Raw genomic sequence first — 26,968 nt, forward strand, 5'->3', positions numbered from 1 at the left:
TAGGACGGGCTAACTCGTCATGGCCGGGCGGGGGCCACTTCTGTCCGGTTTATTTTTCGGAGAGCCTTCGGGAGCCCTTGGTGTCGGCCGCGTCCAGGGTGATGTTGGCGGAAGCGGACAGATTACCCTCGCCCGCCTGCGGGAGAGGGAGGGACCCGTCGCGCCAGCGACGGGAGGGAGAGGGCGCGCACCGCCAGGTGCGCTTCGCGACAGCGAAAGCGGCTGTCTCTCCAGGTCTTGGGCGCGTGGACACGCGCCGCCCTCACCCCGGCTCGCTGACGCTCGCCCCCCTCTCCCGCAGGCGGGCGAGGGGGCATGGGCCAGCCGAGAATTAAACCGGACAGAAGTGGGCGGGGGCTGCCATGAAATTCGTCTTCGCGGTCATCTGGAATTTTCTGCAAATCATCGTGACGCTCACGATCCTGGGGGCGCTGTTCCTGAGACCCTGACGGTGGCGGAGCCGGGTGTCGCTGTGGTGAACCCCTGCATTCGGACGCAGGAAAAACCTCTAGCCATCCGGCTCCGGCGGGTCTAAAAAACGCCTCGAACAATCCAGGCGCCCGTCGCCGCCCGTCGGGGCTGCGTCCGGGCGGCTCAGCATTGGTGTGCCATGGACCTTTTTCCGATCATCCTCGTCATCCATCTGTTGCTGGCCATCGCCCTGGTGGGGGTCATCCTGCTGCAGCGCTCCGAGGGCGGCGCGCTCGGCATCGGCGGCGGCGGCGGCGGGCTGATGACCGGCCGGGCCGCCGGCAACCTGCTGACGCGCACCACCGCCATCCTGGCCGGGGCGTTCTTCCTGACCAGCCTGGGCCTGGCCATCATCGCCAACAACCGCACCACCGGCTCGACCTCGCCGTTCGATGCGGTTCCGGCCCAGCCGGCGGCGCCGGCCGCTCCGGCGGTTCCGGCCGAGCCGAGCGCCCCGCTGGCGCGCTGAGGCGCCGGCCGGTACGGGTAGAGGACGGGTATCCCGCGCCTTCCACGGGCGGGACACTGGTGCGCGGTGGGGACCGGGACCGCGAGCGCGAGCGAGGGACATCGGGTTAGGGGCCAATGACGCGTTTCATCTTCATCACCGGTGGCGTGGTTTCCTCGCTGGGCAAGGGCCTGGCCTCGGCGGCGCTGGGCGCCTGCCTGCAGGCGCGCGGGTTCAAGGTCCGCCTGAGGAAGCTCGACCCCTACCTCAACGTCGATCCGGGCACCATGAGCCCCTACCAGCACGGCGAGGTCTACGTCACCGATGACGGCGCCGAGACCGACCTGGATCTGGGCCATTACGAGCGCTTCACCGGGGTGGCCAGCCGCAAGTCGGACAACATCACCACCGGGCGCATCTATTCCGACGTCATCGCCAAGGAGCGGCGCGGCGACTATCTCGGCGCCACCGTCCAGGTCATCCCGCACGTCACCAACGCCATCAAGGATTTCGTCAAGTCGGACATCACCGACGAGGACTTCGTCCTGTGCGAGATCGGCGGCACCGTCGGCGACATCGAATCGCTGCCCTTCCTGGAAGCGATCCGCCAGCTCGGCAACGAGCTGGGCCGCGACCGCACCATGTTCATCCACTTGACCCTGCTGCCCTACATCCCCTCGGCCGGCGAGCTCAAGACCAAGCCGACCCAGCATTCGGTGAAGGAGCTGCTGAGCGTCGGCATCCAGCCCGACCTGCTGATGTGCCGCTCGGACCGCGACATCCCCGAGGGCGAGCGCAAGAAGATCGCGCTGTTCTGCAACGTCGGCTACCAGGCGGTGATCCCGGCGCTGGACGTGGACACCATCTACCAGGTGCCGGTCAGCTATCACGAGCAGGGCCTGGACGAGCAGGTCTGCCGCCACTTCCACATCGAATCCAAGGCCGCCCTCGACCTCAACCGCTGGGTCAACATCGTCGAGCGGGTGCGCCAGCCCGAGGGCGAGGTCACCATCGCGGTGGTCGGCAAGTACACCAGCCTGCTCGACAGCTACAAGTCGCTGGCCGAGGCGCTGACCCATGGCGGCATCGCCAACAACGTGAAGGTCCGCCTCGACTGGATCGACAGCCAGATCTTCGAGCGCGAGGACGCGGTCCAGCACCTGGAGCCGTGCCACGGCATCCTGGTCCCCGGCGGCTTCGGCGAACGCGGCGCGTCGGGCAAGATCGAGGCGGTGCGCTTCGCCCGCGAACGCCGGGTGCCCTATTTCGGCATCTGCTTCGGCATGCAGATGGCGGTGATCGAGACGGCGCGCAATCTGGTCGGGCTCAAGGGCGCCAATTCCACCGAGTTCGGCTCGTGCGAGCACCCCGTGGTCGGCCTGATGACCGAATGGCTGAAGGGCAATCTGCTGGAGAAGCGCACCGCCACCGGCGACATGGGCGGCACCTTGCGCCTGGGCGCCTATGACTGCGATCTCAAGGCCGGCAGCCGGGTGCGCGAGGTCTACGGCGCCACCCGCATCTCCGAGCGCCACCGCCACCGTTACGAGGTCAACATGGACTACCGGAGCCGCCTGGAAGAGGCGGGACTGGTGTTCTCGGGCCTGTCGCCCGACGGCGTGCTGCCCGAGATCGTCGAGCGCCCCGACCATCCCTGGTTCATCGGCGTCCAGTTCCATCCCGAGCTGAAATCCAAGCCCTTCGACCCCCATCCGCTGTTCACCAGCTTCATCGAAGCGGCGGTGCGGCAATCGCGACTGGTGTAAGCCCCATGACCTGCCATCACGTCGCCGTCGGCCGCTCGCTCATTCTGGGCAACGATCTGCCGCTGGCGCTGATCGCCGGTCCCTGCCAGATGGAAAGCCGGGCGCACGCGCTGGAATGCGCGGCGGCGCTGAAGGACATGGCGGAGAAGGCCGGCATCGGCCTGATCTACAAGTCGTCCTTCGACAAGGCCAACCGCACCTCCATCTCGGGCCGGCGCGGCATCGGCCTGGCCGACGCGCTGCCGGTCTTCGCCGAGATCAAGGAGAGCCTGGGCCTGCCGGTGCTCACCGACGTCCACACCGAGGAGCAATGCACCGCCGTCGCCAAGGTGGTGGACGTGCTGCAGATCCCCGCCTTCCTGTGCCGCCAGACCGATCTGCTGGTGGCGGCCGGGCGCACCGGCGCGGTGATCAACGTGAAAAAGGGCCAGTTCCTCGCCCCCGACCAGATGGCCAACGTCGCGGCCAAGGTGGAAAGCACCGGCAACAGCCGCATCGTGCTGACCGAGCGCGGCGCCTCGTTCGGCTATGGCGACCTGGTGGCCGACATGCGCGCCCTGCCGATCATGGCCAGCACCGGCTTCCCGGTGGTGATGGATGCCACCCACGCGGTGCAAAGCCCGGGCGGCCAGGGCGGCTCGTCGGGCGGCGACCGCCGCTTCGCCCCCATCCTGGCCCGCGCCGCGGTCAGCCTCGGCATCGCCGGCGTGTTCATCGAGACCCATCCCGATCCCGACCACGCCCCCTCGGACGGACCCAACATGATCCCCCTGGCCGCCATGCCCGAGCTGATCGCAACGCTCATGTCATTCGACAAGCTGGCCAAGGCGTGTCCAATTACTTTGTGATTTGATCCAACCGACAGAAGTTTGGAGAGAAGACCCATGACCGCCATCATCGACATTCACGCCCGCGAGATCCTCGATTCCCGCGGCAATCCCACCGTCGAAGTGGACGTGGTGCTGGAAAGCGGAATCACCGGCCGCGCCGCCGTGCCCTCGGGCGCCTCCACCGGCGCCCACGAGGCGGTGGAGCTGCGTGACGGCGACAAGAAGCGCTATGGCGGCAAGGGCGTGCTGAAGGCGGTGGAAAGCGTCAACGGCGAGATCTACGACGCCCTGTCGGGCATGGACGTCGAGGAGCAGCTGGTCCTCGACAAGACCATGATCGACCTGGACGGCACCGCCAACAAGGCCCGCCTGGGCGCCAACGCCATCCTCGGCGTGTCGCTTGCGTGTGCGAAGGCCGCCGCGGAAGAGGCCGGCCTGCCGCTCTACCGCTATGTGGGCGGCGCCTTCGCCAGCCTGCTGCCGGTGCCGATGATGAACATCATCAACGGCGGCATGCATGCCGACAACCCCATCGACATCCAGGAATTCATGGTCATGCCGGTGGGCGCCCCCACCCTGGCCGACGCGGTGCGCATGGGCTCCGAGGTGTTCCAGGCCCTCAAGGGCCAGCTCAAGGCGGCCGGCCACAACACCAATGTCGGCGACGAGGGCGGCTTCGCCCCCAACCTGAAGTCGGCCGAGGCGGCGCTGGACTTCATCATGCAGTCCATCGAGAAGGCCGGCTACAAGCCCGGCGACGACGTCATGCTGGCCCTCGACTCGGCCTCGACCGAGTTCTTCAAGAAGGGCAAGTACGAGATGGAAGGGGCGAAGAAGAGCTTCGACCAGAAGGGCATCGTCAAGTTCTACGCCAAGCTGGTGAAGAACTACCCGATCCTGTCCATCGAGGACGGCTGCGCCGAGGACGACATGGAAGGCTGGGCCATGCTGACCGAGGAACTGGGCGGCGCCATCCAGCTGGTGGGCGACGACCTGTTCGTCACCAACCCCAGCCGCCTGGCCATGGGCATCGAGAAGGGTCTGGCCAATTCCATCCTGGTCAAGGTCAACCAGATCGGCACCCTGTCCGAGACCCTGGAAGCCGTCGACATGGCTCACAAGGCCGGCTACACCGCGGTGATGAGCCACCGCTCGGGCGAGACCGAGGATGCCACCATCGCCGACCTGGCGGTGGCCACCAATTGCGGCCAGATCAAGACCGGCTCGCTGTCGCGCTCGGACCGGCTGGCCAAGTACAACCAGCTGATCCGCATCGAAGAGGAGCTTGGCCCGGCCGCCCGCTACGCCGGCAAGGCCATCGTGCGGCGCTAGATTTTCCGCCGCGGCGAAACGGAAACGGCCGGGGGAGACCCCGGCCGTCTTCGTTTGTGAGTCTTTTCTGCAACAGAGTGGACTCTGAAACAGAAAAAGTGAATCCGTCGAATCTCGACTTGTTGACGTCATGAATCGGTCGTGATTCCATCGCGCCCATGTTGCAGGAACTCAATGGCCGTCTTCGCCATGTCATGGGGCCGCTGATCGGGTTCGGCGCCATGGCGTATTTCGCCTACCACACGGTGGAAGGCGATCGCGGCGTGCTGGCCTGGGTCAGGCTGAAGAACGAGATCCTGGAGGCCGAGATGCATCTGGCCAAGGTCAGCACCGAACGCCAGATGCTGGAGCACCGGGTACTGCTGCTGCGCCCCGACCACCTCGACCCCGACATGCTGGAAGAACGCGCCCGCGCCATGCTCAACATGGGCCGCGAGGACGAAGTGGTCATCTTCGACAAGCGCTGACCTGCATCCCTCGCGTCTCACCCGGCGAACTTCGGCACCCCGCCGTATTCCGCCAGTTCCACCACCACCCCGTCGGGATCGCGCACGTATGCCATGCGCTTGCCCACCGGCACGATGTGGCGCGGCACCTCGACCACCGGCGGCGGGTCGGGCAGCGCGGCCAGGCAGGTGTCCAGGTTGTCGACCCGCACCGCGAAGTGGCGCAGGCCCGGGGCGGCGAGGGGGGGCAGCGGGCATGCCCCCGGCGGCTCGAAGGCCAGTAATTCGACCCGGCAGCCGCCCTCCGGGCGGTCGAGGATGATGCAGCGGGCCCGCGCCCCGGGGATGCCGGTCAGGCGTTCGAACCACGCACCATCGAGGATGCGGTCCATCACCGGCGCCAGGCCCAGCAGGGCGCGGTAGAACGCCACCGACCGCTCCGGGTCGGCGACGACGACGTTGACGTGGTCGAGCACGGTGTCCTACCTGGGCAGGTCGTTGTAGAAGGCGATCAGCAGCGGCGCCTTGCGCTCGCGTTCGGCGTTGGACTGGCCCAGCGTCTGGATCAGCTGCTTGACGAACATGCGATCGACCTTGGGCAGGTCGAAGAAGGCGCGGATGGCCAGCAGGTCGCCGCCATTGCTGTCCAGCCGCTCCATGGTGGCGATCAGGCCGTCGCGGAAGGCGCCGGGGCGGGCCTGTTCCAGTCTGGTCTTGGGCTGGAATTCCTGCTCGTAGAGCTGCGCCAGCGAGTGCCAGGCCGCGGACAGCAGTTCGGGCTCCATGCGGATGATCCGCTGCAGCATGGGGATGTCGGACGGGTAGGGCGGGATGTAGCCGAACTTGGCGGCGTCCTCGCGGAACAGCGGCCAGGGATCGTCCTCGGGCAGGCGGCCGCGCGGCTTGCCGTCCTTGTCCTTCAGCTGGCTTTTGGGGTCCAGGGCCTCCCAGCGGGCGTTCCACTGGTGCAGCACCGGGTTGTGCGGGTCGCTGGACAGCACCATGCCGAGCAGCCGGCCGGCCGCCCCCTCGTCGCTCCATTCCCGACCGACCGCCATCTCGCGCAGGCGCTTGGACGAGCGCATGGTCGGCAGCACCATTTCGCGCAGCACCCGCTCGTAGCACAGGGCGAAGCTGGGGGCGACGATGAACGGCGGCGGGATGTGGACGCGGCTTCCGGTGGCGCCCAGGGCGCGCAGCACGGCGCGGGCGTGGCGGGTGATGGACTCGTCGAACAGGCTCGGGAAGTCCTCGTAGGTGGGCGGCGCCTCGTTCTCGGCGTGCAGCTCGTCCATCACCGCCTGGGTGGTCTCGGTGGGGGGGGCGGCGCCGGTGGCGCCGGCCAGCAGCGGCTTGGCCAGGTCGAACAGCATCCAGCGCTCGGCGTCCTGGTCCTTGTCGTCGCCGGGCGGCAGCAGGGGGTCGAAATGGTCGGCCCCGGCGGCCTCGAGGGCCGCGAAGGACATCCGCTGCAGGGCGTTGGTGAGAATGACGTTGAAGATCAGCTCAAGCTGGCGCTGACTGGCCCATTGCAGGCTTTGCGGATCGTTGAGCGTAAGCCGCCGCAGCATCAATATCCGCGAGACTTCCATCTGGCGGGTCAAGGCGACGAGATTGGCGACCTTGCTTTCGAAATCCTTTTTCACGCCCCGTCCACTTGTGCCATCGCGGCCGGCCTGCCTGGTCGCGGCCGCGTTCCCCACCCCGTTTATGGGATAACAGGTGTGGTGGGGCCGCGCAAGGGTGCGCGCGTCATTCGGACAGGGTCCTGGTGAAGGACGCAAGGTAGGGGGCGCTGCGGTGCCGCTCGGCGTCGTTGCGGCCGAAATTGGTGAGCAGGCGGCGCAGGAACGCCGCGTTGATCTCGGGGTACACGAAGTGGGCCTTGATGGCCAGGAACTCCCCGACATGCTCGGGCAGCTTGCTGCCCCACTTCATCAGCCCGTCCCGGAAGGCGCCATCGCGGGCCTGCTGCTGCTGCGCGCCGGGGCGGAACTCCTGCTGATAGAGCTGGGTCAGCTCGCGCCAGGCCTTGGCCAGGGAATCGGGTTCGTACCGCAGCAGGTCCTGCAGGATCTGCAGGTCGTCGTCGCCCGGCGGCTCGTAATCCGAGCGGGTGGCGTCCTCGCGCAGCAGCGGCCAGGGATTGTCCTCGGCCTTCAGCTTGGAGCGGTCCTTGACGCGGAAGGCGCCCCAGCGGTTGTCCCAGTTGTGCAGGACGGGGTTGTTCTTCTCGCCGCCCTGGATGATCTCGAACAGCTTGAGGCCGCCCAGCTCGGCCCAATTATACGCGGTGCCCAGCGTCTGGATGTGGCGCGAGGTGCGCATCTGCGGCAGCACGAAGCGGCGCAGCACCTCCTCGAAGCAGGCCGAGAATTCGGGGGCGACGATGAACGGCCGCCGGCCGGGCCGCACGGCGTTCTGCACCTGCAGCAGGCCCAGGGTCTTGCGCAGGACCGAGCAGACGGTGTCGTCGAACAGGGTGGGGAAGTCGACGAAGCTCTTCTCCGGCCCGTCCATCACCTCGTCAACGCGGATGTCCAGGGCGGACTGGGCGACGTCCATGCCCATCTGGGCGGCGAACAGGGGCGGCGGCTCCTTGACCGCCGCCGGACGACGCGCCGCCGGCGGCTTCGGCCCCTGCCGCGCCATGGTGAGGATGCGGGCCAGCGCGTCCCAGTATTCCGAGGACGAGGCCAACGGCTGGACCTGCGCCTCCTCCGGCTCCTCCTCGGTCGGAAGCACGTCGGGGCCGACCAACTGGTTGACCTGCTCGGCCAGCACCTGGGCTTCCGCCTCGCTGGCATCCGGCGGCAGCAGTCCGGCGAAATCCTTTCGCCGCGCCTCGCGCAGCGCGTCCAGGCCCATCCGCTCCAGCGCCTTGGACAGCACCACCGCGAAAACCACCTGAAGCTGCCGCTCGGTGGCCCATTTCCGGCTTTCCGTGTCGGCCATGGTGAGGCGGCGCAGCAGCAGGATCTGGGGAACGGCTATATGGCGCGTGGCGGCGATCAGGTTGGCGACCTTGGTGTCGAACGCCTTGTTGTCGCGCGGACCTTCGCTCATCCCCATCCTCGCTGGCGGCGCCGATGCCGTTACAATGGGCGTACAGCACAATGAAGCGGCATTCAAGTGCCGCCTCATCCTGTTTGGATAGTTGTCGGGTTAAACCCTTAGAGCCGGATGCTATCAGGTTGAATCGCGAGGCGATCCAACCTGATAGCTGAATCCGCCTCTAAATCAATAAATTAGAGTGCGATTCAGACATTAGGTCGGCGCACCCCGTGCGCCGACCTAATGTCATCGCGCTCTAGGATGAGATGCGGACGATCTCGCCGTGGCGGGTGCAGGTGGCCTCCGCCAGGTCGACGAAGGTGCCGGCGACCTGGTCGGGCTGCACCAGACTCGTCGGGTCCTCGCCCGGGAAGGCGATGGCGCGCATGCGGGTGGCGACCACGCCGGGGTCGATCAGGTTGACCCGCAGCGGGCTGATACGCTCGACCTCGGCCGCCCAGCTCAGCACCATGGCCTCCAGCGCCGCCTTCGAGGCGGCGTAGATGCCCCAATAGGGCAGTGCCGCCCGGGCGGCACCCGAGGTGACGAACATCGCCCGTCCGGCCGCCGAGGCCCGCAGCAGCGGCTCGAAGGCGCGGATCAGGCGCCAGTTGGCGATGACGTTGAGGTCGAAGGCCTCGGCCACGTGCTTGGGCTTGTAATGCCCCACCGGACCCAGGCCGCCGCCGATGTCGCCGGCATTGCCGACCAGCACGTCGAGCCGCCCGAACCGCTCGAACAGCGCCGCCGCCACCTGGTCGATCCTGTCGAATTCGCGCAGATCGAGCGGGCACAGCACCGCCTTGCCGGCGCCCAGGGCGGCGATCTCGTCGTCCAGCTCCTCCAGCGCCCCCTGGGTGCGGGCGACGCACACCACCTCGGCGCCCTCGGCGGCGAAGCGCTTCGCCACGGCGCGGCCGATACCGCGCGAGGCGCCGGTGACCAGCGCGACCCGTCCCGCCAGCCGGCCCATCAGTCGGCCACCTCGGCCAGCAGCGACAGCTGCTTGGACTCCTGCTGCACGCCCTGGTAGTCGGTGGGCGCCACCGGATAGTCGCCGGTGAAGCAGGCGTCGCAGAATTGCGGGTTGGCGTCGTCGCGGCCCGGCTCGCCGACCGCGCGGTAGAGGCCCTCGAGCGAGATGAAGGCCAACGAGTCGACACCGATCAGCTTGGCCATCCCCTCCACGTCGTAGCGGGCGGCCAGCAGCTTGTCGCGTTCGGGCGTGTCGATGCCGAAATAGCAGGAATAGGTGGTCGGCGGCGACGAGATGCGCATGTGCACCTCGGAGGCGCCGGCCTGGCGCACCATCTCGACGATCTTGCGGCTGGTGGTGCCGCGCACGATGGAATCATCCACCAGCACCACCCGTTTGCCGGCGATGGTGGCGCGGTTGGGGTTGTGCTTCATCTTGACGCCGGCGTGGCGGGTGCGGTCGGTGGGCTGGATGAAGGTGCGCCCGACATAGTGGTTGCGGATGATCCCCAGCTCGAAGGGAATGCCGGCCTCGGCGGCATAGCCCAGCGCCGCCGGCACGCCGGAATCGGGGACCGGCACCACCACGTCGGCATCGACCAGGCTTTCGCGCGCCAGCTCGGCGCCGATCAGCTTGCGCGCCTCGTAGACGCTGGTGCCTTCGACCACCGAATCGGGGCGGGCGAAGTAGATGTATTCGAAGATGCAGAAGCGCGGGCGCCGCACCGGGAAGGGGCGGATCGAGCGCACGCCGTCCTTGGTCAGCACCACGATCTCGCCGGGCTCGACGTCGCGCACGAACTCGGCGCCGATGATGTCGAGCGCGCAGGATTCCGAGGCCAGGCACCAGGCGCCGTCGAGCCGGCCCAGAACCAGCGGGCGGATGCCCAGCGGATCGCGCACGCCGAACACCGCATCGGGGGTCAGGCAGACCAGCGAATAGGCGCCCTCGATCTGGCGCAGCGCGTCGATCAGCCGGTCCTCGACGGTGGAATACAGGCTGATGGCGATGAGGTGGATGATCACCTCGGTGTCGGTGGTCGATTGGAACAGGCAGCCGCGCTTGACCAGCGAGCGGCGGAGCGCCTGGGCATTGGTGAGGTTGCCGTTGTGGCCCAGCGCCAGCCCGCCGAACTCCATCTCGGCGAACAGGGGCTGGACGTTCCGCAGCAGCGTCTCGCCGGTGGTGGAATAGCGGACATGGCCGACCGAGTTGCGGCCCTTCAGCTTGCGGATCACCGATTCGTTGCCGAAGCAGTCCTCCACATGGCCGAGGTCGCGGTGGTTGTGGAACTGGCCGCCGTCATAGCTGACGATGCCGGCCGCCTCCTGGCCCCGGTGCTGCAGGGCGTGCAGCCCCAGCGCCACCAGCGCCGCCGCCTCGTCGTGGCCGAAGATGCCGAAGACCCCGCATTCCTCGCGCAGGTGATCGCCGTCGAAGGGGTTGGTGGTCACCATGCCTGCTCCTGCCAATAAGGCATCACTGGTTGCTCTGGATCAGCCGTTCCAGCTGGCTGCGGCTGTCCTTGTCGTATCCCTGGGCCGGTCCCCCCGGCGCCGGCTCGGCCGGCTGGGGGGCGACGAACTTGCGGAAGGTCTCTTCCGTCCGCTGCAATTCGCGCGCCTCGTCGGACATCTGGCGGGTGGTGGCCTCGGCCGCCCCCATGCCCTCGGGCGCCATCGCCTGCAGCAGCCCCGCCCCGCGCTCCAGCCAGGGCTGGGACTTGGCGTTGGCCAGCCAGGCGGGCGGCGCCTCGGGGGCCATCATCCAGGCCACCGCCAGATAGGCCAGGCACAGCAGCAGCGCGCCGCGGGCGAGGCCGAAGACGAAGCCCAGCGACGAATCGACGCTGTTCAGCGCGCTCTTGCGCACCCGGTCGGAAACCGCGCGGGTGAGGATCGAGAGCAGCAGCAGGGTGACCAGGAACAGGCTGGCCCCGGCGGCGGCGTCGGCCGCCCAGATGGTGCCGATCTGGTCGCGGAAGAACGGCTGCACGTGGCGGAAGCCGTAAAGGGCGGCCAGGCCGGCGCCGACCCAGGCCAGGATGGCCAGAACCTCGTGGACGAAACCGCGCAGGAAGGCGAAGCCGGCCGAGCCCAGCAGCACGACGATCACCACGACATCGACGGCGGTCAGGGGGAAATTGCCCATGGGCGGCTCGGCTCTCTCGTCCTCACTCAGGGGCGGAACAGCCCCAGCAGATCCTGCAGGTGTCCGATGGTGCGAACCGCCAGGGGGCCGGCCGCCGGACTTTTCCCCTTGCGCGGGCTGGCCGGAACCAGACCTTGCGCGAACCCAAGCTTGGCCGCCTCCTTGAGGCGAAGTTCCATCTGCGCCACCGCGCGGACCTCGCCGGACAGGCCGATTTCGCCGAACACCACCATGTCGGCGGGAACCGGCACGTCGGTGGCCGAGGATACCAGCGCCGCGGCCACCGCCAGGTCGGCGGCAGGCTCGCCGATGCGCAGGCCACCGGCGACGTTCAAATAAACGTCATTGCCCGACAAAGCAAGCCCGCATCGGGCGTCGAGCACCGCCAGCACCATGGACAGCCGCCCGGAATCCCAGCCCACCACGGCGCGGCGGGGACTGGACAGCGACGACGGCGCGACCAGGGCCTGGATTTCCACCAGCATGGGGCGCGAGCCCTCGATGCCGGCGAAGACGCAGGAGCCCGAGACGTTGCCGCGCCGCTCGGCCAGGAACAGGGCCGAGGGGTTGAGCACCTCGGCCAGCCCGGCATCGGTCATCTCGAACACCCCGATCTCGTCGGTGGCGCCGAAGCGGTTCTTGACGGCGCGCAGGATGCGGAACTGGTGGCCGCGCTCGCCCTCGAAATACAGCACGGTGTCGACCATGTGCTCGAGCACCCGGGGGCCGGCGATGGCGCCCTCCTTGGTGACGTGGCCGACCAGGAAGACCACGAAGCCGCGGCGCTTGGCCAGCCGGATCAGCTCGTGGGCGCAGACGCGGACCTGGGTGACGGTGCCGGGCGCCGAATCCACGTTGTCGGCGTACATGGTCTGGATGGAATCGATGACCACCACCTTGGGGGCGTCGGGGTGGTCCAGGGTGGCGACGATGTCGCGCAAGGAGGTGGCCGAGGCCAGGGCGACGGGGGCGTTGGCCAGCCCCAGGCGACCGGCCCGCATGCGCACCTGATCCACCGCCTCCTCGCCCGAGATGTAGGCGACCCGCTGGCCGCCCGCCAATCCGCCCGCCGCCTGCAGCAGCAGCGTCGACTTGCCGATGCCGGGATCGCCGCCCACCAGCAGCGCCGAGCCGGGCACCAGCCCGCCGCCGCACACCCGGTCCAACTCGCCGATGCCGGTGAGCATGCGCGGCGGATTGGCGGCGGCGCCGTCCAGACCGACGAACTCGATGCGCTTGCCCTGCCGGGTCCCCAGCCCCTTGGGCGCCGATTCGGGCGCCGCCTCCTCGGTGATGGAGTTCCATTCGCCGCACCCCTCGCACTTGCCCGCCCACTTGGTGGTGACGGTGCCGCAGGACTGGCAGACGAAGCGGGAGGCGGGCTTGGCCAAGGTCAGTCGCTCCCGTGGTCGCAGAGATGCTCGCGCCGGCGGATGAAGGCGATCACCGGCAGCAGGCTGTTGGCCTGCGGATTGCCGCGCGGCCCCAGCATCCGCATCAGGCTCTTGGGTGGCGTGCCGACCGCCCTGCCCAGTTCGTCGAAGCCGATGGTGGCGTTGATGTAGTCGCGCAGGATGGCCTTGGCGGTGGCGAAATCGCCGTCCAGCAGGTGTTCGCTCGCTTCGGTCACCAGCGCGCGGCGGAAGTCCGGGTCGCGTTCGGCCCGCGCCTTGACGGTGTCCTTGAAATCGCGGGTCAGGGGCATCAGGGATTGGCCTTCTTGCGCTTGCGGTAATCCTGCCACAACGCCTTGGCTTGGGCGATGTCGCGGGGCTGGGTGGTCTTGTCGCCGCCCAGAAGCAACAGGATCAGGGCGGTGCCGTCATTGCCGAAATAGAGCCGGTATCCCGGGCCGTGGTCGATCCGGTATTCGGACACGCCTTCCCCCACCGCCTTGACGTTGCCCATGTGGCCGGCCGCCAGCTTGATCCGTGCGACGGCGACCTTGGCGGCAGCACGGGCGTCCAGGCGCTCGAACCAGCGGCCGAACGGGCTTGCGCCTTGTTCGTCAAGATATTCCAGGACCGCGGGCATGGCAATGGTGGCCTATGTGTTACCTATATGCGGCGCTACTGCACCGCCGCTGGCGGCGGGGCGAGAGGGCGTTCGATGCGCCGGACGCGGTCGGTGTTGTCGGTTTCGGCCATGGAGTCCTCCCGAACGGGCGCACCATAGCATTGGAACATTAGGGAAACAAGCGGGGCGGTTGAGGGCCAGGCCGGCGGCGCGCTTTTCCCCCGTCCGGGACCATGGCATCATGCCGTCATGGGAAGGCTGGATCGACTGCGCGCACATCGTGACGATCTTCTCGGCCTCGCCTTGCGCTTCGGGGCCAGGGACGTGCGGGTGTTCGGCTCGGTGGCGCGCGGCGAGGATGATGGCGACAGCGATATCGACCTTCTGGTCCGCTGGGCGGCCGGCGCCAGCCTGACCGATTGGGCCGGCTTCCAGCAGGCCGCCGAAACTCTGCTGGGGGCGCGGGTGGACGTGGTTTCGGAGGCGTCCCTGCACTGGTACATCCGCGACAAGGTCCTGGCCGAGGCCCGGCCCCTGCCATGAAGGACCTCAAGCTCTACCGGTCCTGGGGGCGGCGGAGGGACTCTGTTTGCCCCCTCTGATCCGTCACCCCCGGGCCTGACCCGGGGGTCCACGGCGACGAAGTCGCCCGCTGTTGCATGGATGCCCGGGTCAAGTCCACTTCTGTCCGGTTTAAATTTCGGAGAGCCTTCGGGAGCCCTTGGTGTCGGCCGCGTCCAGGGTGATGTTGGCGGAAGCGGACAGATTACCCTCGCCCGCCTGCGGGAGAGGGNGGCGGAAGCGGACAGATTACCCTCGCCCGCCTGCGGGAGAGGGAGGGACCCGTCGCGCCAGCGACGGGAGGGAGAGGGCGCGCGCCGTCAGGTGCGCTTCGCGACAGCGAAAACCTCTGCGTTTTCAGGTCTTGGGCGCGTGGACACGCGCCGCCCTCACCCCGGCTCGCTGACGCTCGCCCCCCTCTCCCGCAGGCGGGCGAGGGGGCATGGGCCAGCCGAGAATTAAACCGGACAGCCGTGGGTCAAGCCCGGGCATGACGACTGGGGGGGAGCGCTACGCGCGCAGTTCCATCGTGATCGGGCCTTCGGCCCGCCCGTGGATGAACTGATCGACGAATTCGTTGCCGGAATGGTCGATGTCCCTGGCCGGGCCGACCCAGATCAGGCGGCCCTTGTAGAGCATGGCGATGCGGTCGGCGATCTTGCGGGCGGATGCCATGTCGTGGGTGATGGACAGGGCGGTGGCGCCCAGTTCCTTGGTGCACTTGACGATCAGGTCGTTGATGACGTCGGCCATGATGGGGTCGAGGCCGGTGGTCGGCTCGTCGAAGAAGATGATCTCGGGGTTGGCGGCGATGGCGCGGGCCAGCGACACGCGCTTCTGCATGCCGCCCGACAGCTCGGCCGGCCACAGCTCGCCGACGCTTTCGGCCATGCCGACGGCGGCCAGTTTCTCGATGGCGATGGCGCGGGCCTGCTCGCGCGGCATGTTGCGGCCCTGGATCAGGCCGAAGGCGACGTTCTCCCACACCTTCAGCGAATCGAACAGGGCGCCGCCCTGGAACAGCATGCCGAACTTGCCCATCAGGCGGTCGCGCTGCTTGGCGCCGACGCCCACGGTCTCCTCGCCGTCGATGCGGATCGAGCCGCGTTCGGGCCGCATCAGGCCGAGGATGCATTTCAGCATCACCGACTTGCCGGTGCCCGAACCGCCGATCACCACCACCGATTCGCCCCGGGCCACCTGGAGGTCGATGCCGTCGAGCACGACCTTGGGGCCGAACGCCTTGCGCACGCCGGTCAGCTCGATCTTGGGAGTGTCGGTCATGGCGCTCACTTGCCGAAGAAAAGGGCGGTGATGACGTAGTTGAAGATCAGGATCATGATCGCCGCCGAGACCACGGAATTGGTGGTGGCGGTGCCGACGCCCTGGGCGCCGCCCTTGGAATAATAGCCGTGGTAGCAACCCATCAGCGAGATCAGGAAGCCGAACACCGAGGCCTTGGTCAGGCCCGAGATGACGTCCAGCGGCTCCAGGTATTCCCAGGTCCGGGCGATGTAGGTGGCGGGGTTGAAGCCCAGCTTGTAGACGCCGACGATGTAGCCGCCGAAAACGCCGATGATGTCGGCCACCAGCACCAGGAACGGCACCATCAGCAGCCCGGCCAGCAGGCGCGGCGCCACCAGGTACTTGAACGGGTTGGTGGACAGGGTGGTCAGCGCGTCGATCTGCTCGGTCACCCGCATGGTGCCGATCTCGGCCGCCATCGAGGCGCCGATGCGCCCGGCCACCATCAGGCCGGCCAGCACCGGCCCCAACTCGCGGGTCATGGACAGCACCACCACGGTGGCCACCGCGCCCTCGGCGGCGAAGCGCGAGAAGCCGGAATAGGATTGCAGCGCCAGCACCATGCCCGAGAAGATGGCGGTCAGCCCGACCACGGGAAGCGAGAAATACCCGATCTCGACCACCGAGCGCAGGATCAGGCGGGGATAGAAGGGCGGGCGCACCACATGCGACACCGCGGTGCCGGTGAACGCCGACAGCCGCCCGACATGGGACAGGAAGGCCAGGAAGAAGCGGCCTACGCCGGCGACGAAGTCCATCATCGGGCGCCGCCGGCATAGACCCGGTGGTAGCGCGCGCCCAGCGCGGTCAGCACCTCGTAGCCGATGGTGCCGGCCTCGAGGGCGAGGTCATCGACTGTATGGTCGGGGCCCAGCAGCTCGATCACGGCACCCGGGCGGGCGACGTCGGGGGCCAGCCCGCTGACGTCGAAGGTGGTCAGATCCATGGAAATGCGGCCCACCACCGGTACCCTTACCCCCTCGATGACGCCGAAGCCGCGATTGCCCAGCGAGCGGAACAGACCGTCGGCATAGCCGGCCGCGACGGTGGCGATACGCCCTTTGGCCGCGACATGGTGGGTGGCACCATAGCCAACCGTCTGGGGGGTGTCAACGTCCCGGACTTGCAGGATTTTCGCCTCCAGACGGGCGACCGGCGCCATGGGATTGGGCTGGCCGGGGACCGGGTTGACTCCGTACAGCGCCGCCCCCGGGCGGACCATGTCGAAGTGGTAGTCGGCCCCCAGGAACACCGTCGAGGACGCCGCCAGCGACCGCGGCGCCGCCAGGCCGAGCCGGCCGGCGAGGGCGTTGAAGGCGTCGAGCTGGGCGCGGTTCATGGCGTGGCCGGGCTCGTCGGCGCAGGCCATGTGGCTCATCACCAGCGGCACCGAGAGCCCTTCCAGCAGCGCCGGCTCGGCGGCCAGATGGGCCACCGCCGCCGCGTCCAGGCCCAGGCGGTTCATGCCGGTGTCGATATGGAGGATTGCGGGCAGGGCCTCGCCTGTGGCACGGCCGAGGCCCAGCCACAGGCCGATCTGCTCCAGGCTGTTGAGCACCGGCACCAGGCGGTGCGCCACCAGGTCCATGCCGGCGCCGGGCAACGGGCCGCACAGGACGTAGAGCGCCTGTTCGGGCAGCACCTTCCTGAGCGCGATGCCCTCGTCGATGGTGGCGACGAAGAAGCTGCGGCAGCCGGCCCGCGCCAGCGCCTTGGCCACCCGCGCCGCGCCCAGGCCGTAGCCGTCGGCCTTGACCACAGCGGCGGCCTCGGCGCCGGGGGCGCGGGCCTTGATCAGCCGCCAGTTGGCGACCACGGCGTCGAGGTCGATCGCGAGGATGGCGGGGGCGCGGTCGTGATTGGTCATGAACCAGCATCCGGAAGGAGGGGCGGCGCCACCTTACCGCATCGGCCGGCCCGGACGGAAGCGCCCTCCCACGCCATTGGTGGCGACTTGGCCCGGCGCCTCGCCTCATTCGGGCCTCATCCTGAGGAGCCGCCGAAGGCGGCGTCTCGAAGGATCAGGCCCGCCGCACGCTGATCATGGCCCGCCCCATCCTTCGAGCCGAGCGCCACGCGCTCTCAGGATGAGGCTACGGATGCGGAATGGCCGACGTCAGCGCCCATGGAGGTTGAAGGGAGCCCCTCACTTCTCCGCCTTCTTCTCCATGTGCTTGCGGAAGCCCTCGCACGGGTCGGGGCGTTCGGCGCGGGGGGTGAACCACGCCGCGTCGAAGGGCAGGCGGTCGGCATCGTAGAGTTCGGCGTAGGCGGCCGGCTCGGTGCGTCCCTCCTGCACCTCGAGGAAGGCGAGCACGAAGGTGCCGCGCCCCGGCGCCATGGCCGCCAGGTGCAGGGGCACGCCGCGATCGGCGCGGGCGTGGCCGGTGCCGGCGATCAGCACCGCGCTGCCGCGCGCCGCCAGCCCGTCGGCGACGGCGCGGGCCATCATGGCGTCGCGGGCGCGCTGGACCCGGACCATGGCGGGCAGGGCGCGGTCGGGCAGCATGTCGCAATGGCCGGAGCGGATCTCGGCCTCCATGGCCTGGCGCAGCCCGGCCTCGACCGGCTGCTCCAGCCCCAGGCGGCCGGCCAGAGCGGTCGGAACGTTGCCCTTGGCGATGGCGCGGGTGTCCTCGCGCGACAGATTGGCCGGGGCCATGCCGCCGGCGGCCAGCGCCGCCTCGGCGATGGGGCGGTAGAGGGTCCAGTCGGGCCAGCCGCTCTTGTCCCAGCCCAGCGCCGCGCCCAGGCCGGCGGTGTCGGCGGGGCGGGCGGCCAGATGGGCGGCCAGCGCCTCGCCTTGGCTGGTGTCGATCATCTCGAAGGCCACCAGCGGCCGCCGGTCGGCGGCGACCAGGCGGCGCAGCGCCCAGGCCTGCAAGGCGTGGTGGTCGGCGTTGTCGTGGGTCTCGCCCAGCAGCACCGCATCGGCGCGGCGCATGCGCTCCACCACCTCGTCGGCGGTGGTGAACATGGCGCGGTCCGGCAGCCAGATGCGGCCCACCAGCGGATGGCCCTGGTCCAGCGGCGCCGTCAGCGGCGGCGGCGGCTCGGCGGCGGCGGGAAGGGCGGCGAGCAGGAAGGCGAGGACCATGAGGACGCGCATGCGGACACCACCGGAGCGATTCGGGCTGACCACAATGTAGTGCGCGGAGGGGCCGCCGTCGCCCCCGCTCATCGACCGGAGGGGGAGTATCGCGCCGGCGGTGCCGTTTGGTAAGGTCGCGCCATGAAAGCCGCCTCTCCCCGCCGCGCCGCCGTCTCGTGGGCGCTCTACGACTGGGCCAACTCGCCGTTCGCGACGCTGGTGGTGACCTTCGTCTTTCCCGCCTATTTCGCCAGCGCGGTGGTCGGCGACCCGGTGGCGGGGCAGGCCGAGTGGGGCTACGCCATGGGGCTGTCGGGCCTGCTGGTGGCCGTGACCGCGCCGGTGTTCGGCGCCGTCGCCGATACCGGCGGGCGGCGCAAGCGGTGGCTGGCGGCCTTCACCCTGCTGTGCGCCGCGGCGTCGGCGGCGCTGTGGCTGGTGCGGCCCGAGGCGGCGGCGGTGACGCTGGCGGTAACGCTGGTGGTGCTGGCCAATTGGGGCTTGGAGGCGGCCGGAGTGTTCTACAACGCCATGCTGCCCGACATCGCCGGCCCGGGGCGCATGGGCCGGCTGTCGGGCTGGGCCTGGGGCCTGGGCTACGCCGGCGGCCTTGCCGCCCTGGTGCTGGCGCTGGTGGCGCTGGTGATGCCCGAGACGCCGTGGTTCGGCATTCCCAAGGAGGGCGCCGCCCATATCCGGCTGATCGGACCGCTGGTGGCGGCCTGGCTGCTGATCTTCGCGCTGCCGCTGTTCCTGTGGGTGCCCGAGGCGTCCCCCGCCGCCGCCCCGGCCCTGCGGGTGCGGGCGGCGTTGCGGTCCCTGGGCCGCTCGCTGGCCGAGGTGGCGCGGATGGGGCCCACCGGGCGCTTCCTGCTGGCCCATCTGCTCTATGCCGACGGGCTGGCCACCCTGTTCGCCATGGGCGGGGTGTTCGTCGCCGGGGCGCACGGCTTCACCCTGGAAGAGGTGATGCTGTTCGGCATCGTCCTCAACGTCACCGCCGGGCTGGGCGCCGCCGGCTTCGCCTGGATGGACGACCTGGCCGGGCCGAAGCCGACCATCCTGGTCGCCCTGGCCGGGCTGATCGCCGCCGGGGCCGGCATCCTGCTGGCCGAGCAGCGGCTGCTGGTGTGGGTGCTGGGGGGCGCGCTGGGGATCTTCGTCGGGCCGGCCCAGGCCGCCGGCCGTTCGCTGCTGGCCCGCCTGGCGCCGCCCGAGCGCCGCACCGAGTTGTTCGGCCTCTACGCCCTGTCGGGCAAGGCCACCGCTTTCCTGGGGCCGTGGGCGGTGGGCGCCGTCACCATCGCCAGCGGCAGCCAGGCCGCCGGCATGGCGGTGATCCTGGCGTTCTTCGCGGCCGGCGCGGCGGTGCTGGCGACGGTGCGCCCAGAGCGCTGACCCGGGCCATGCCGTATCCGTAGCCTCATCCTGAGGAGAGCGCGCAGCGCTCGTCTCGAAGGATGCGGCCCGAATGAAGCGAGGGTCCGGCCCGTGCCGCCAAGCGGGGCCTCTACCCCTCGAGCTTCTTCAGCATGTCGGCGGTGATCAGCGTCACCCCCTTGTCGGTGCGGAAGAAGCGCTTGGCGTCGAGGATGGCGTCGTCGCCCACCACCAGGCCGGGGGGAATGACGCAGCCCTGGTCGACGATGCACTTCTTCAGCCGCGCGTGGCGGCCGATATCGACGTCGGGCAGCACCACCGAATCCTCGACCAGGCAATAGGAATTGACCCGGACGTTGGAATAGAGCAGCGACCGGCGCACCACCGCACCCGAGATGACGCAGCCGCCCGAGACCATGGAATCCACCGCCATGCCGCGGCGGTTGTCGGCGTCGAAGACGAACTTGGCCGGCGGCAGCTGGGCCTGATAGGTCCAGATCGGCCAGTTGGTGTCGTAGAGGTTGAGCGACGGCGTCACCGTGGTGAGGTCGATGTTGGCCTCCCAGTAGGCATCGACGGTGCCGACGTCGCGCCAGTAATGCTCGCGCGCGCCCTCGTGCATGACGCAGGAATCCTGGAAGCGATGGGCCACCAGCTTGCGCCGGCCGACCAGCGCCGGAATCAGGTCCTTGCCGAAGTCGTGGCTGGTATCCACCGCCATGGAATCCTGGGCCAGCAGGTCATAAAGGAAATTGGCGTTGAAGATGTAGATGCCCATGCTGGCCAGGGCGATGCCGGGCTGGCCGGGGATGGACTGGGGATTGGCCGGCTTCTCGTCGAAGCGGATGATGTTGTCCTCGCCGTCCACCGCCATGACGCCGAAGCCCTTGGCGTCCTCGCACGGCACCTCGAGGCAGGCGACGGTGACGTCGGCCTGGACCGCCAGGTGATGGGCCAGCATCTTGCCGTAATCCATCTTGTAGACGTGGTCGCCGGCCAGAACCAGGATGTATTCCGGCTTGTGGCTGCGGACGATGTCCAGGTTCTGGAACACCGCGTCGGCGGTGCCCTTGTACCAGTTCTCGCCCTCGGTGCGCTGCTGGGCGGGCAACAGCTCGACGAACTCGCCGAACTCGCCGCGCAGGAAGCCCCAGCCGCGCTGGATGTGCTGGATCAGCGAATGCGCCTTGTACTGGGTCAGCACGCCGATGCGGCGGATGCCGGAATTGATGCAGTTGGAGAGGGTGAAGTCGATGATGCGGAACTTGCCGGCGAAGGGGATGCCGGGCTTGGCGTGCCAGTCGGTCAGCGCCATCAGGCGCGAGCCGCGGCCGCCCGCCAGTACCAGCGCCAGGGTGCGGCGCAGGCGGAGGTTGACTTCGAAATCCTGGTTCAGTCTGTCTTCCGGCAGCACCTCAGCTCTCCTCGTGATCGTTCATCCTGGGATGGCTGGCTCCCCGCCCCCGCGAGCGCCGTTGCCGGGACCCTGCCACAATAACACCAACGGCACAACAGCCGGTCGGGTAGGTCGCAGCCCCTGCCGCGCGACGATTTCGTGAAGGGGCCGAAGCGGCTTTGCGCCGGCCTGGGCTTGGGATAGGGTATGACCTTAAGAAAAGGGAAACGTCCGACGGGTGGAACCATGCGCGTCCTGTTCGCATCTTCCGAGGTATTTCCGCTGGTCAAGACCGGCGGGCTGGCCGATGTCTCCGGCGCGTTGCCGGCGGCCCTGGCCGAATCCGGCATCGACGTGCGCGTGCTGATGCCCGGCTATCCCGAGGCGATGGAGCGCACCGAGGCCAAACGCCATGTGGGTTCGTTCGGCGATCCGCTGGCGGTGGGCGGCGAGGCCAAGCTGGTCTCGGGCAAGCTGCCCGGCTCCGGCGTGCCGGTCTGGCTGCTCGACTGCCCGGCGCTTTATGACCGGCCGGGCGGGCCCTACCAGGCGACGGCCGGGCACGACCATCCCGACAACCACCTGCGCTTCGGCCTGCTGTCATGGGCGGCGGCCCAGCTGGCGGTGGACGGCTCGCCGGTGAAGTGGCGGCCGCAGCTGCTGCACGGCAACGACTGGCAGACCGGCTTGGCCCCCGCCTACCTGCATGCCTGGAGCCCGGCCGAGCGCCCGGCGACCGTGTTCACCATCCACAACATCGCCTATCAGGGCCAGTTCCCGCCCGATGCCGTGCCGCGCCTGGGCCTGCCCGCCGCCATGTACCAGATGGACGGGCTGGAATATTACGACCACCTGTCGTTCCTAAAGGCCGGCCTGTTCTACAGCGACCGCCTGACCACGGTGAGCCCGCGCTACGCCCGCGAGATTCAGTCGGCGCCGCACGGCTGCGGCATCGAGGGGCTGCTGACCGAGCGTGCCGCCGATCTGGTCGGCATCGTCAACGGCGCCGACTATTCGGTGTGGGACCCGGCGGCCGATTCCCATCTGGTGCGCCCCTACCGCGCCGCCGACGTGGCCGAGGGCAAGGCCGCCAACAAGGCGGCGCTGCAGGCCGAGCTGGGGCTGGCCAAGGACCCCGACGCGCCGCTGATGGTGGTGGTCAGCCGCCTCAACGACCTCAAGGGCATGGACATGGTGCTGGCGGTGCTGCCGGTGCTGCTGCGCGAGGGCGCCCAGCTGGCGGTGGTCGGCACCGGCGACCGCGTCATGGAGGACGCCTTCCGCAGCGCCGCCGCCACCCATCCCGACCGCATCTCGGCCTCCATCGCCTATTCCGAGACCCTGGCCCACCGGCTGATGGCCGGCGGCGACATGCTGCTGATGCCGTCGCGGTTCGAGCCGTGCGGGCTGACCCAGTTCTACGCCTTCCGCTACGGCACCGTGCCGGTCGCCCACGCCACCGGCGGGCTGGCCGACACGGTGGTCGATGCCAGCTACGACAGCCTGATGACCGGCACCGCCACCGGATTCTCGTTCGAGCACGCCAATGCCGGCGCCTTCCAGTGGGCGCTGGAACGGGCGCTGGGGGTCTATCGCAACCGCGAGCAGTGGCGCCGCATCCAGGCCACCTGCCTGGCGCAGAACTTCAGCTGGGAACGCTCGGCCGCCCGCTATGTCGAGCTTTACCGGTCGCTGGTGGCGCCGGCGCCTGGAAAAGCGCGGCGGCGTGCCTAGGTAAACGCCATCATGGCCGGTCCGCTCGCCCTCATCGCCGATATCGGCGGCACCAATGTCCGCTTCGCCCTGGTGGCGCCGGACGGTGCCATCGGCGAGGCGCTGCGCATGCGCTGCGCCGATTATGCCGGCCCGGCCGAGGCGGCCGAGGCCTTTCTGGCGGCGGCGTCGCCGGCGGCGGCACCGACCCGGGCGGCCTTCGCGGTGGCCTCGCCCATCGCCGGCGACCAGGTCGACCTCACCAATTCATCGTGGCGCTTCTCCATCGAGGCGACCCGCCGGCGGCTGGGGCTCGAGCGCTTCTCGGTGGTCAACGACTTCACCGCCGTGGCGCTGTCGGTCCGCCATCTCGGCGGCGACGACCTGGTGCGGCTGGGCGGCGGGGCGGCCGCTCCGGTGGCGCCCATCGCGGTGCTGGGGCCGGGCACCGGGCTCGGCGTCTCGGCGCTGGTGCCGAGTCCGGCCGGGGAATGGGTGGCGCTGGCGGCCGAGGGCGGCCACGTCACCATGGCCGCCGCCGACGACCACGAGGCCGAACTGCTGTCGGTGCTGCGCCGCCGCCTGGGCCACGTCTCGGCCGAGCGGGTGCTGTCGGGACCGGGCCTGGTCAACCTGTACGAGGCGGTGGCGGCGGTGCGGGGGCGGCCGGCCGCCTATACCACCCCCGACGCCATCTCGCAGCGCGGCCTGGACGGCAGTTGCGCGGTCTGCGCCGAAACCCTGGACACCTTCTTCGCCATGCTGGGGACGGTGACCGGCAATCTGGTGCTGTCGGTGGGGGCGCGCGGCGGCGCCTTCATCGCCGGCGGCATCCTGCCGCGCATGGCCGACGCCTTCCAGCGCTCGGGCTTCCGCGCCCGGTTCGAGGACAAGGGGAGGTTCCAGTCCTATCTGGCGCCCATCCCGGTCTGGCTGGTGGTGCACCCGCAGCCGGCCTTCATCGGCCTGGCCAGTCTGGTGCGGACCTGACGGTTCAGCGCAGCGCGGCGCTGGCGGTGGGGGTCAGGTGCGTCGGCCCCAGTGGCGGCGCGGTCACCAGCCCCATGCTGGGCGAGAAGACCACGGCGAAGAACGTCGCGGCGGCATACAAGGTGCCAAGCACCATGACCCGCAGAGCGAACTCTCCTTCCGCGGGGGGGAAGGGGGATTGGCTTGGCGGTCGCTGCATGTCCGTACTATCCCTTCGAATAGGAAACTATCCGAGAGTATAAGCGAACTGCCGCGGCTCCTGTCAACACCCATTAATCGTTCGTTTATAATGTGCGTGGCGCCGAGGGGGGCTGTCCAGGCAAAAATCGTTGATTTCTGAGGGCGACGTCGCGCTTCGGGTTGATGCGCACACGCTTTGGTCATAGCATACGCAAGCAGGGGGGTGTGGTTAGGGCGGGGACGCGGGCGTATGGGTATGTTGCGCAAGATCGAGGTGACCGCCGGAGTTTGGTGGATCGAGGCTCCGTCAGTGGACGTGCGGGTGCTGTGCGGGTGCCCGGCGGACGCGGTGAAGCACCTGATGAAGCGCGGCCTCATCGCGCCGACCGAAGTCGGCGGCGTGTCCTACGAGACCGGACCCAACGCCATCCTGCTGTCCGACGTCATGGTGCAGAACGGTGCCTTCGCCAATCTGGGCGAGTTCCCGGTGCTGCAGATGCTCTATCGCCAGGGCATGATCCTGCCCAACCATCCCGGCAACACCGGTGTCAAGCCGCTGATCCTGGGCTCGGCCGAGCAGGTCCGGGCGCAGCTGCAATACATCTATCGCGGCAATTACGGCCTGGTCAGCGCCGACGAGATGGTCGAGGCCGGGGCCACGCCCGAACGCGCGGCCGAACTGATGCGCCTCAAGCTGAAGTTCGCCTTCGGCAACATCCGTCCGTCCGGCGAACTCATCGACACCCTGCTGGTCGAGGGCGACGAGGTCGAGATCCGGGGCGGCCTGGCCGTTCGCCGCCTGCGCCTCAACGTCTTCGAGTTCCGCCTGGGCGAGGAGACGGTGACGGTGGATCTCAACCTGGCGCCGTTCGAGACCTACCAGTGCCCCTATCCGCTCGGCTTCTACAACATGCCGCGCGAGTACTTCTCGGTGGTGCATTCCGGCGAGGGCGACGGCTGGGACATCAACCGTCCCTCCATGGGCTCGGTGCTGATGTTCCACGGCCGCGTCTACCTGATCGACGCCGGTCCCAACATCCTCAACGCGCTCGACGCGCTGGGCATCGGCGTCAACGAGATCGAGGGCATCTTCCACACCCATTCCCATGACGACCATTTCGCCGGCCTGACCTCGCTGATCCGCGCCGATCACCGCATCCGCTATTTCGCCACCCCGCTGGTGCGCGCCTCGGTGGCGCGCAAGATGGCGGCGCTGCTGTCCATCGAGCCCTCGGCCTTCGCCGACTATTTCGAGTGCCACGATCTGGTCGAGGACGAATGGAACGAGATCGAGGGGCTGGAGGTCCGGCCGCTGTTCTCGCCCCATCCGGTGGAGACCACCACCTTCCTGTTCCGCGCCCCGTGGGAGGATGGCTACCGCACCTACGCCCACCTGTCGGACATCTGCCGCCTCGAGGTGCTGCGCGGCTTCATCACCGACGACGAGAGCAAGCCCGGCATCTCCGCCAGCCTGTACGAGCGGGTGGCCGCCGATCTGGCCATCCCGGCCATGGTCAAGAAGGTGGATGTGGGCGGCGGCATGATCCACGGCGATGCCAACGATTTCCGCGACGACGCCTCCGAGAAGGTGATCCTGGCCCATACCGCCACGCCGCTGTCCATGGCGCAGCGGGCCATCGGCTCGACCGCCTCGTTCGGCACCGTCGATGTGCTGATCCCCTCCAATCACGACTTCATCTGGCGCTCGGCCAACGAGTTGCTGCAGGGCTATTTCCCCACCGTGCCGCACCACCAGATCCGGGTGCTGCTCAACAATCCGGTGGTGACCTTCAACCCGGGCAGCATCCTGGCCAAGGAGAACCAAGCGGTCGAGTGCATCTACCTGCTGCTGTCGGGCAGCGTCGAGGCGCTCCATTCCTATGGCAGCAGCCGCTCGGTGCTGTCGGCGGGCGCCATGATCGGCGAGCTGCCGGTGCTGTCCAATTCGCCCGGCTACGAGACCTACCGCGCCATCGGTTTCGTCAAGGCGCTGCGCATCGCGGTGACGCTGTACCAGGAATTCGTCCGCCGCAACGATCTGTCGGCGGCCATCACCCGCATCTTCGAGAACCGCCAGTTCCTGCAGCGCACCTGGCTGTTCGGCGAGGTGGTGTCGACCCGGACGCTGAACCGCATCGCCAAGGACATGACCCTGAAGCGCATTCCCGCCGGCGAGACGGTGGACATCGGCGCCGAGGCGGTGGGCCTGGTGGCGGCGGGCGAGCTGGGCCGCTACCTGGGCGAGAGCCTGGTGGAGATCGTCGAGCCGGGCGGCTTCTTCGGCGAGGAAATGTCCATCTTCTGGACGCCCTCGATCTTCCGCCTGAAGGCGGGGGCGGCCACCGATGTGTTCCTGGTGCCGGCGGTGCTGGTGGCCGGCATCCCCTCGGTGCGCTGGAAGCTGTTCGAGGCGGCGGGCAAGCGCATGAGCTCGCTGTTCGACAGCGACCGCTTCGGGCGCGGCCTGCTCGAATGGCGCGACGAGTACCGGGTCGATGTGCTGCGCCTGGACAAGCAGCACCGCCGCCTGTTCGAACAGGCCAACGCGGCGCTGGACGCCATCGAGGATGACAAGCCGCTGAAGGAGATCCTCCAGCTCATCGACGTGCTGGGGGAATACGCCAACTACCATTTCGGCCAGGAGGAGGCGCTGCTGGAGCGCCACGGCTATCCCGACGCGGCGGCGCAGCGCGCCAAGCATGCCCAGCTCACCGCCGACCTGGACATCCTGCGCCAGCGCATCGCCGAGACCGGCAGCGCCAAGGGCATCGACGTGCTGAGCCTTCTGCAGGACTGGCTGGTCAACCACATCCTCACCGAGGACCGCCGCTACACCACGTTCCTCAACGACCGGGGCGTGTA

The 26,968-nt window shown here is 69.0% G+C and carries 25 protein-coding genes; 10 read left to right on the forward strand and 15 right to left on the reverse strand.

Annotated elements, in window-relative coordinates; genetic code table 11:
* Window positions 1-610 precede the first annotated feature (610 nt).
* The 5 genes from secG (at window position 611) to MTBUT4_RS10595 (ending at window position 5,314) form a co-directional block, all read left to right on the forward strand.
* Window positions 611-940, forward strand: coding sequence for a preprotein translocase subunit SecG (secG, locus tag MTBUT4_RS10575; protein ID WP_173979658.1), 330 nt, complete (start codon window positions 611-613; stop codon window positions 938-940).
* A 116-nt stretch (window positions 941-1,056) separates the two neighbouring features.
* The gene (locus tag MTBUT4_RS10580; protein WP_173979659.1) at window positions 1,057-2,685 is read left to right on the forward strand and encodes a CTP synthase; all 1,629 of its coding nucleotides are present in this window, start codon (window positions 1,057-1,059) and stop codon (window positions 2,683-2,685) included.
* A gap of 5 nt (window positions 2,686-2,690) precedes the next feature.
* Window positions 2,691-3,533, forward strand: a complete 843-nt coding sequence (kdsA, locus tag MTBUT4_RS10585; protein WP_173979660.1) for a 3-deoxy-8-phosphooctulonate synthase — start codon at window positions 2,691-2,693, stop codon at window positions 3,531-3,533.
* A 36-nt stretch (window positions 3,534-3,569) separates the two neighbouring features.
* Entirely contained in the window at window positions 3,570-4,847 is a 1,278-nt protein-coding gene (gene eno / locus MTBUT4_RS10590; protein WP_173979661.1) for a phosphopyruvate hydratase, read from the forward strand.
* Between the two features lie 158 nt (window positions 4,848-5,005).
* Window positions 5,006-5,314, forward strand: a complete 309-nt coding sequence (locus MTBUT4_RS10595) for a septum formation initiator family protein (protein ID WP_254434819.1) — start codon at window positions 5,006-5,008, stop codon at window positions 5,312-5,314.
* A gap of 17 nt (window positions 5,315-5,331) precedes the next feature.
* Here MTBUT4_RS10595 and MTBUT4_RS10600 read toward each other — a convergent pair whose 3' ends face one another.
* The 9 genes from MTBUT4_RS10600 to MTBUT4_RS10640 form a co-directional block, all read right to left on the reverse strand.
* The gene (locus MTBUT4_RS10600) at window positions 5,332-5,769 is read right to left on the reverse strand and encodes a VOC family protein (protein WP_173979662.1); all 438 of its coding nucleotides are present in this window, start codon (window positions 5,767-5,769) and stop codon (window positions 5,332-5,334) included.
* A 6-nt stretch (window positions 5,770-5,775) separates the two neighbouring features.
* Entirely contained in the window at window positions 5,776-6,939 is a 1,164-nt protein-coding gene (locus tag MTBUT4_RS10605; protein ID WP_173979663.1) for a hypothetical protein, read from the reverse strand.
* 106 nt (window positions 6,940-7,045) lie between these two features.
* Complete coding sequence (locus tag MTBUT4_RS10610; protein WP_254434820.1) at window positions 7,046-8,359, reverse strand: hypothetical protein; 1,314 nt, start codon at window positions 8,357-8,359, stop codon at window positions 7,046-7,048.
* Between the two features lie 244 nt (window positions 8,360-8,603).
* Window positions 8,604-9,320 (reverse strand): SDR family NAD(P)-dependent oxidoreductase, encoded by a 717-nt coding sequence (locus tag MTBUT4_RS10615; RefSeq protein WP_173979665.1) that lies wholly within the window; start codon window positions 9,318-9,320, stop codon window positions 8,604-8,606.
* The gene (purF, locus tag MTBUT4_RS10620; RefSeq protein ID WP_173979666.1) at window positions 9,320-10,780 is read right to left on the reverse strand and encodes an amidophosphoribosyltransferase; all 1,461 of its coding nucleotides are present in this window, start codon (window positions 10,778-10,780) and stop codon (window positions 9,320-9,322) included. The genes MTBUT4_RS10615 and purF overlap by 1 nt, the downstream gene beginning before the upstream one ends.
* A 22-nt stretch (window positions 10,781-10,802) precedes the next feature.
* Window positions 10,803-11,474: a CvpA family protein gene (locus MTBUT4_RS10625; RefSeq protein WP_173979667.1), complete on the reverse strand. Its 672-nt coding sequence runs from the start codon at window positions 11,472-11,474 to the stop codon at window positions 10,803-10,805.
* A 26-nt stretch (window positions 11,475-11,500) separates the two neighbouring features.
* A complete protein-coding gene (radA, locus tag MTBUT4_RS10630) occupies window positions 11,501-12,865 on the reverse strand; it encodes a DNA repair protein RadA (protein WP_173979668.1) in 1,365 nt (454 codons plus the stop codon).
* A 2-nt stretch (window positions 12,866-12,867) separates the two neighbouring features.
* Window positions 12,868-13,179, reverse strand: coding sequence for a DNA-binding protein (locus MTBUT4_RS10635; protein ID WP_173979669.1), 312 nt, complete (start codon window positions 13,177-13,179; stop codon window positions 12,868-12,870).
* Window positions 13,179-13,508, reverse strand: coding sequence for a type II toxin-antitoxin system RelE/ParE family toxin (locus MTBUT4_RS10640; protein WP_173979670.1), 330 nt, complete (start codon window positions 13,506-13,508; stop codon window positions 13,179-13,181). Before MTBUT4_RS10640 ends, MTBUT4_RS10635 begins: the two co-directional genes overlap by 1 nt.
* Before the next feature lie 231 nt (window positions 13,509-13,739).
* Between MTBUT4_RS10640 and MTBUT4_RS10645 the strand changes: the two genes are divergently transcribed.
* On the forward strand, window positions 13,740-14,033 hold the full coding sequence (locus tag MTBUT4_RS10645) for a nucleotidyltransferase family protein (protein WP_173979671.1): 294 nt from the start codon (window positions 13,740-13,742) through the stop codon (window positions 14,031-14,033).
* A 528-nt stretch (window positions 14,034-14,561) separates the two neighbouring features.
* Here the strand turns inward: MTBUT4_RS10645 and MTBUT4_RS10650 are convergent.
* The 4 genes from MTBUT4_RS10650 to MTBUT4_RS10665 form a co-directional block, all read right to left on the reverse strand.
* A complete protein-coding gene (locus MTBUT4_RS10650) occupies window positions 14,562-15,335 on the reverse strand; it encodes an ABC transporter ATP-binding protein (RefSeq protein ID WP_173979672.1) in 774 nt (257 codons plus the stop codon).
* Window positions 15,336-15,340: 5 nt separating this feature from the next.
* Complete coding sequence (locus tag MTBUT4_RS10655; RefSeq protein ID WP_173979680.1) at window positions 15,341-16,114, reverse strand: ABC transporter permease; 774 nt, start codon at window positions 16,112-16,114, stop codon at window positions 15,341-15,343.
* Window positions 16,114-17,223 carry an alanine racemase gene (gene alr, locus MTBUT4_RS10660; protein ID WP_173979673.1) on the reverse strand — a complete coding sequence of 370 codons (1,110 nt, stop codon included), beginning with the start codon at window positions 17,221-17,223 and terminating at the stop codon, window positions 16,114-16,116. The genes MTBUT4_RS10655 and alr overlap by 1 nt, the downstream gene beginning before the upstream one ends.
* A 279-nt stretch (window positions 17,224-17,502) precedes the next feature.
* Window positions 17,503-18,465, reverse strand: a complete 963-nt coding sequence (locus MTBUT4_RS10665; protein ID WP_173979674.1) for a ChaN family lipoprotein — start codon at window positions 18,463-18,465, stop codon at window positions 17,503-17,505.
* Window positions 18,466-18,588: 123 nt separating this feature from the next.
* On the opposite strand from MTBUT4_RS10665, the gene MTBUT4_RS10670 reads away from it, so the two are divergent.
* Window positions 18,589-19,845, forward strand: a complete 1,257-nt coding sequence (locus tag MTBUT4_RS10670) for an MFS transporter (RefSeq protein WP_173979675.1) — start codon at window positions 18,589-18,591, stop codon at window positions 19,843-19,845.
* Between the two features lie 112 nt (window positions 19,846-19,957).
* On the opposite strand, the gene glgC is transcribed toward MTBUT4_RS10670, so the two are convergent.
* Window positions 19,958-21,241 carry a glucose-1-phosphate adenylyltransferase gene (glgC, locus tag MTBUT4_RS10675; RefSeq protein WP_371737799.1) on the reverse strand — a complete coding sequence of 428 codons (1,284 nt, stop codon included), beginning with the start codon at window positions 21,239-21,241 and terminating at the stop codon, window positions 19,958-19,960.
* Between the two features lie 228 nt (window positions 21,242-21,469).
* Here glgC and glgA point away from each other — a divergent pair, with 228 nt between their 5' ends.
* Window positions 21,470-22,957 (forward strand): glycogen synthase GlgA, encoded by a 1,488-nt coding sequence (gene glgA, locus MTBUT4_RS10680; protein WP_173979676.1) that lies wholly within the window; start codon window positions 21,470-21,472, stop codon window positions 22,955-22,957.
* Between the two features lie 12 nt (window positions 22,958-22,969).
* On the forward strand, window positions 22,970-23,926 hold the full coding sequence (gene glk, locus MTBUT4_RS10685) for a glucokinase (RefSeq protein ID WP_173979677.1): 957 nt from the start codon (window positions 22,970-22,972) through the stop codon (window positions 23,924-23,926).
* A 4-nt stretch (window positions 23,927-23,930) separates the two neighbouring features.
* Here glk and MTBUT4_RS19700 read toward each other — a convergent pair whose 3' ends face one another.
* The gene (locus MTBUT4_RS19700; protein ID WP_256367247.1) at window positions 23,931-24,059 is read right to left on the reverse strand and encodes a hypothetical protein; all 129 of its coding nucleotides are present in this window, start codon (window positions 24,057-24,059) and stop codon (window positions 23,931-23,933) included.
* A 303-nt stretch (window positions 24,060-24,362) separates the two neighbouring features.
* Between MTBUT4_RS19700 and MTBUT4_RS10690 the strand changes: the two genes are divergently transcribed.
* Window positions 24,363-26,968 (forward strand): bacteriohemerythrin (locus MTBUT4_RS10690; RefSeq protein ID WP_254434821.1); only part of this gene is annotated, 2,606 nt, incomplete at its 3' end.

This window comes from Magnetospirillum sp. UT-4, from assembly GCF_902729435.1.
Taxonomy (GTDB): domain Bacteria; phylum Pseudomonadota; class Alphaproteobacteria; order Rhodospirillales; family Magnetospirillaceae; genus Magnetospirillum.

Excerpts from the sequence above, each read along its gene's own strand:
- eno (WP_173979661.1), top strand. The coding sequence starts at position 3,570 with ATGACCGCCATCATCGACATTCACGCCCGCGAGATCCTCGATTCCCGC.
- kdsA (WP_173979660.1), top strand. The coding sequence starts at position 2,691 with ATGACCTGCCATCACGTCGCCGTCGGCCGCTCGCTCATTCTGGGCAAC.
- MTBUT4_RS10595 (WP_254434819.1), top strand. The coding sequence starts at position 5,006 with ATGTTGCAGGAACTCAATGGCCGTCTTCGCCATGTCATGGGGCCGCTG.
- alr (WP_173979673.1), bottom strand. The coding sequence starts at position 17,223 with ATGACCAATCACGACCGCGCCCCCGCCATCCTCGCGATCGACCTCGAC.
- MTBUT4_RS10655 (WP_173979680.1), bottom strand. The coding sequence starts at position 16,114 with ATGGACTTCGTCGCCGGCGTAGGCCGCTTCTTCCTGGCCTTCCTGTCC.
- MTBUT4_RS10610 (WP_254434820.1), bottom strand. The coding sequence starts at position 8,359 with ATGAGCGAAGGTCCGCGCGACAACAAGGCGTTCGACACCAAGGTCGCC.
- MTBUT4_RS10650 (WP_173979672.1), bottom strand. The coding sequence starts at position 15,335 with ATGACCGACACTCCCAAGATCGAGCTGACCGGCGTGCGCAAGGCGTTC.
- MTBUT4_RS10625 (WP_173979667.1), bottom strand. The coding sequence starts at position 11,474 with ATGGGCAATTTCCCCCTGACCGCCGTCGATGTCGTGGTGATCGTCGTG.
- MTBUT4_RS10640 (WP_173979670.1), bottom strand. The coding sequence starts at position 13,508 with ATGCCCGCGGTCCTGGAATATCTTGACGAACAAGGCGCAAGCCCGTTC.
- glgA (WP_173979676.1), top strand. The coding sequence starts at position 21,470 with ATGCGCGTCCTGTTCGCATCTTCCGAGGTATTTCCGCTGGTCAAGACC.
- MTBUT4_RS10670 (WP_173979675.1), top strand. The coding sequence starts at position 18,589 with ATGAAAGCCGCCTCTCCCCGCCGCGCCGCCGTCTCGTGGGCGCTCTAC.
- MTBUT4_RS10665 (WP_173979674.1), bottom strand. The coding sequence starts at position 18,465 with ATGCGCGTCCTCATGGTCCTCGCCTTCCTGCTCGCCGCCCTTCCCGCC.
- MTBUT4_RS10580 (WP_173979659.1), top strand. The coding sequence starts at position 1,057 with ATGACGCGTTTCATCTTCATCACCGGTGGCGTGGTTTCCTCGCTGGGC.
- purF (WP_173979666.1), bottom strand. The coding sequence starts at position 10,780 with ATGGTGACCACCAACCCCTTCGACGGCGATCACCTGCGCGAGGAATGC.
- MTBUT4_RS10615 (WP_173979665.1), bottom strand. The coding sequence starts at position 9,320 with ATGGGCCGGCTGGCGGGACGGGTCGCGCTGGTCACCGGCGCCTCGCGC.
- secG (WP_173979658.1), top strand. The coding sequence starts at position 611 with ATGGACCTTTTTCCGATCATCCTCGTCATCCATCTGTTGCTGGCCATC.
- glk (WP_173979677.1), top strand. The coding sequence starts at position 22,970 with ATGGCCGGTCCGCTCGCCCTCATCGCCGATATCGGCGGCACCAATGTC.
- MTBUT4_RS10635 (WP_173979669.1), bottom strand. The coding sequence starts at position 13,179 with ATGCCCCTGACCCGCGATTTCAAGGACACCGTCAAGGCGCGGGCCGAA.
- MTBUT4_RS10645 (WP_173979671.1), top strand. The coding sequence starts at position 13,740 with ATGGGAAGGCTGGATCGACTGCGCGCACATCGTGACGATCTTCTCGGC.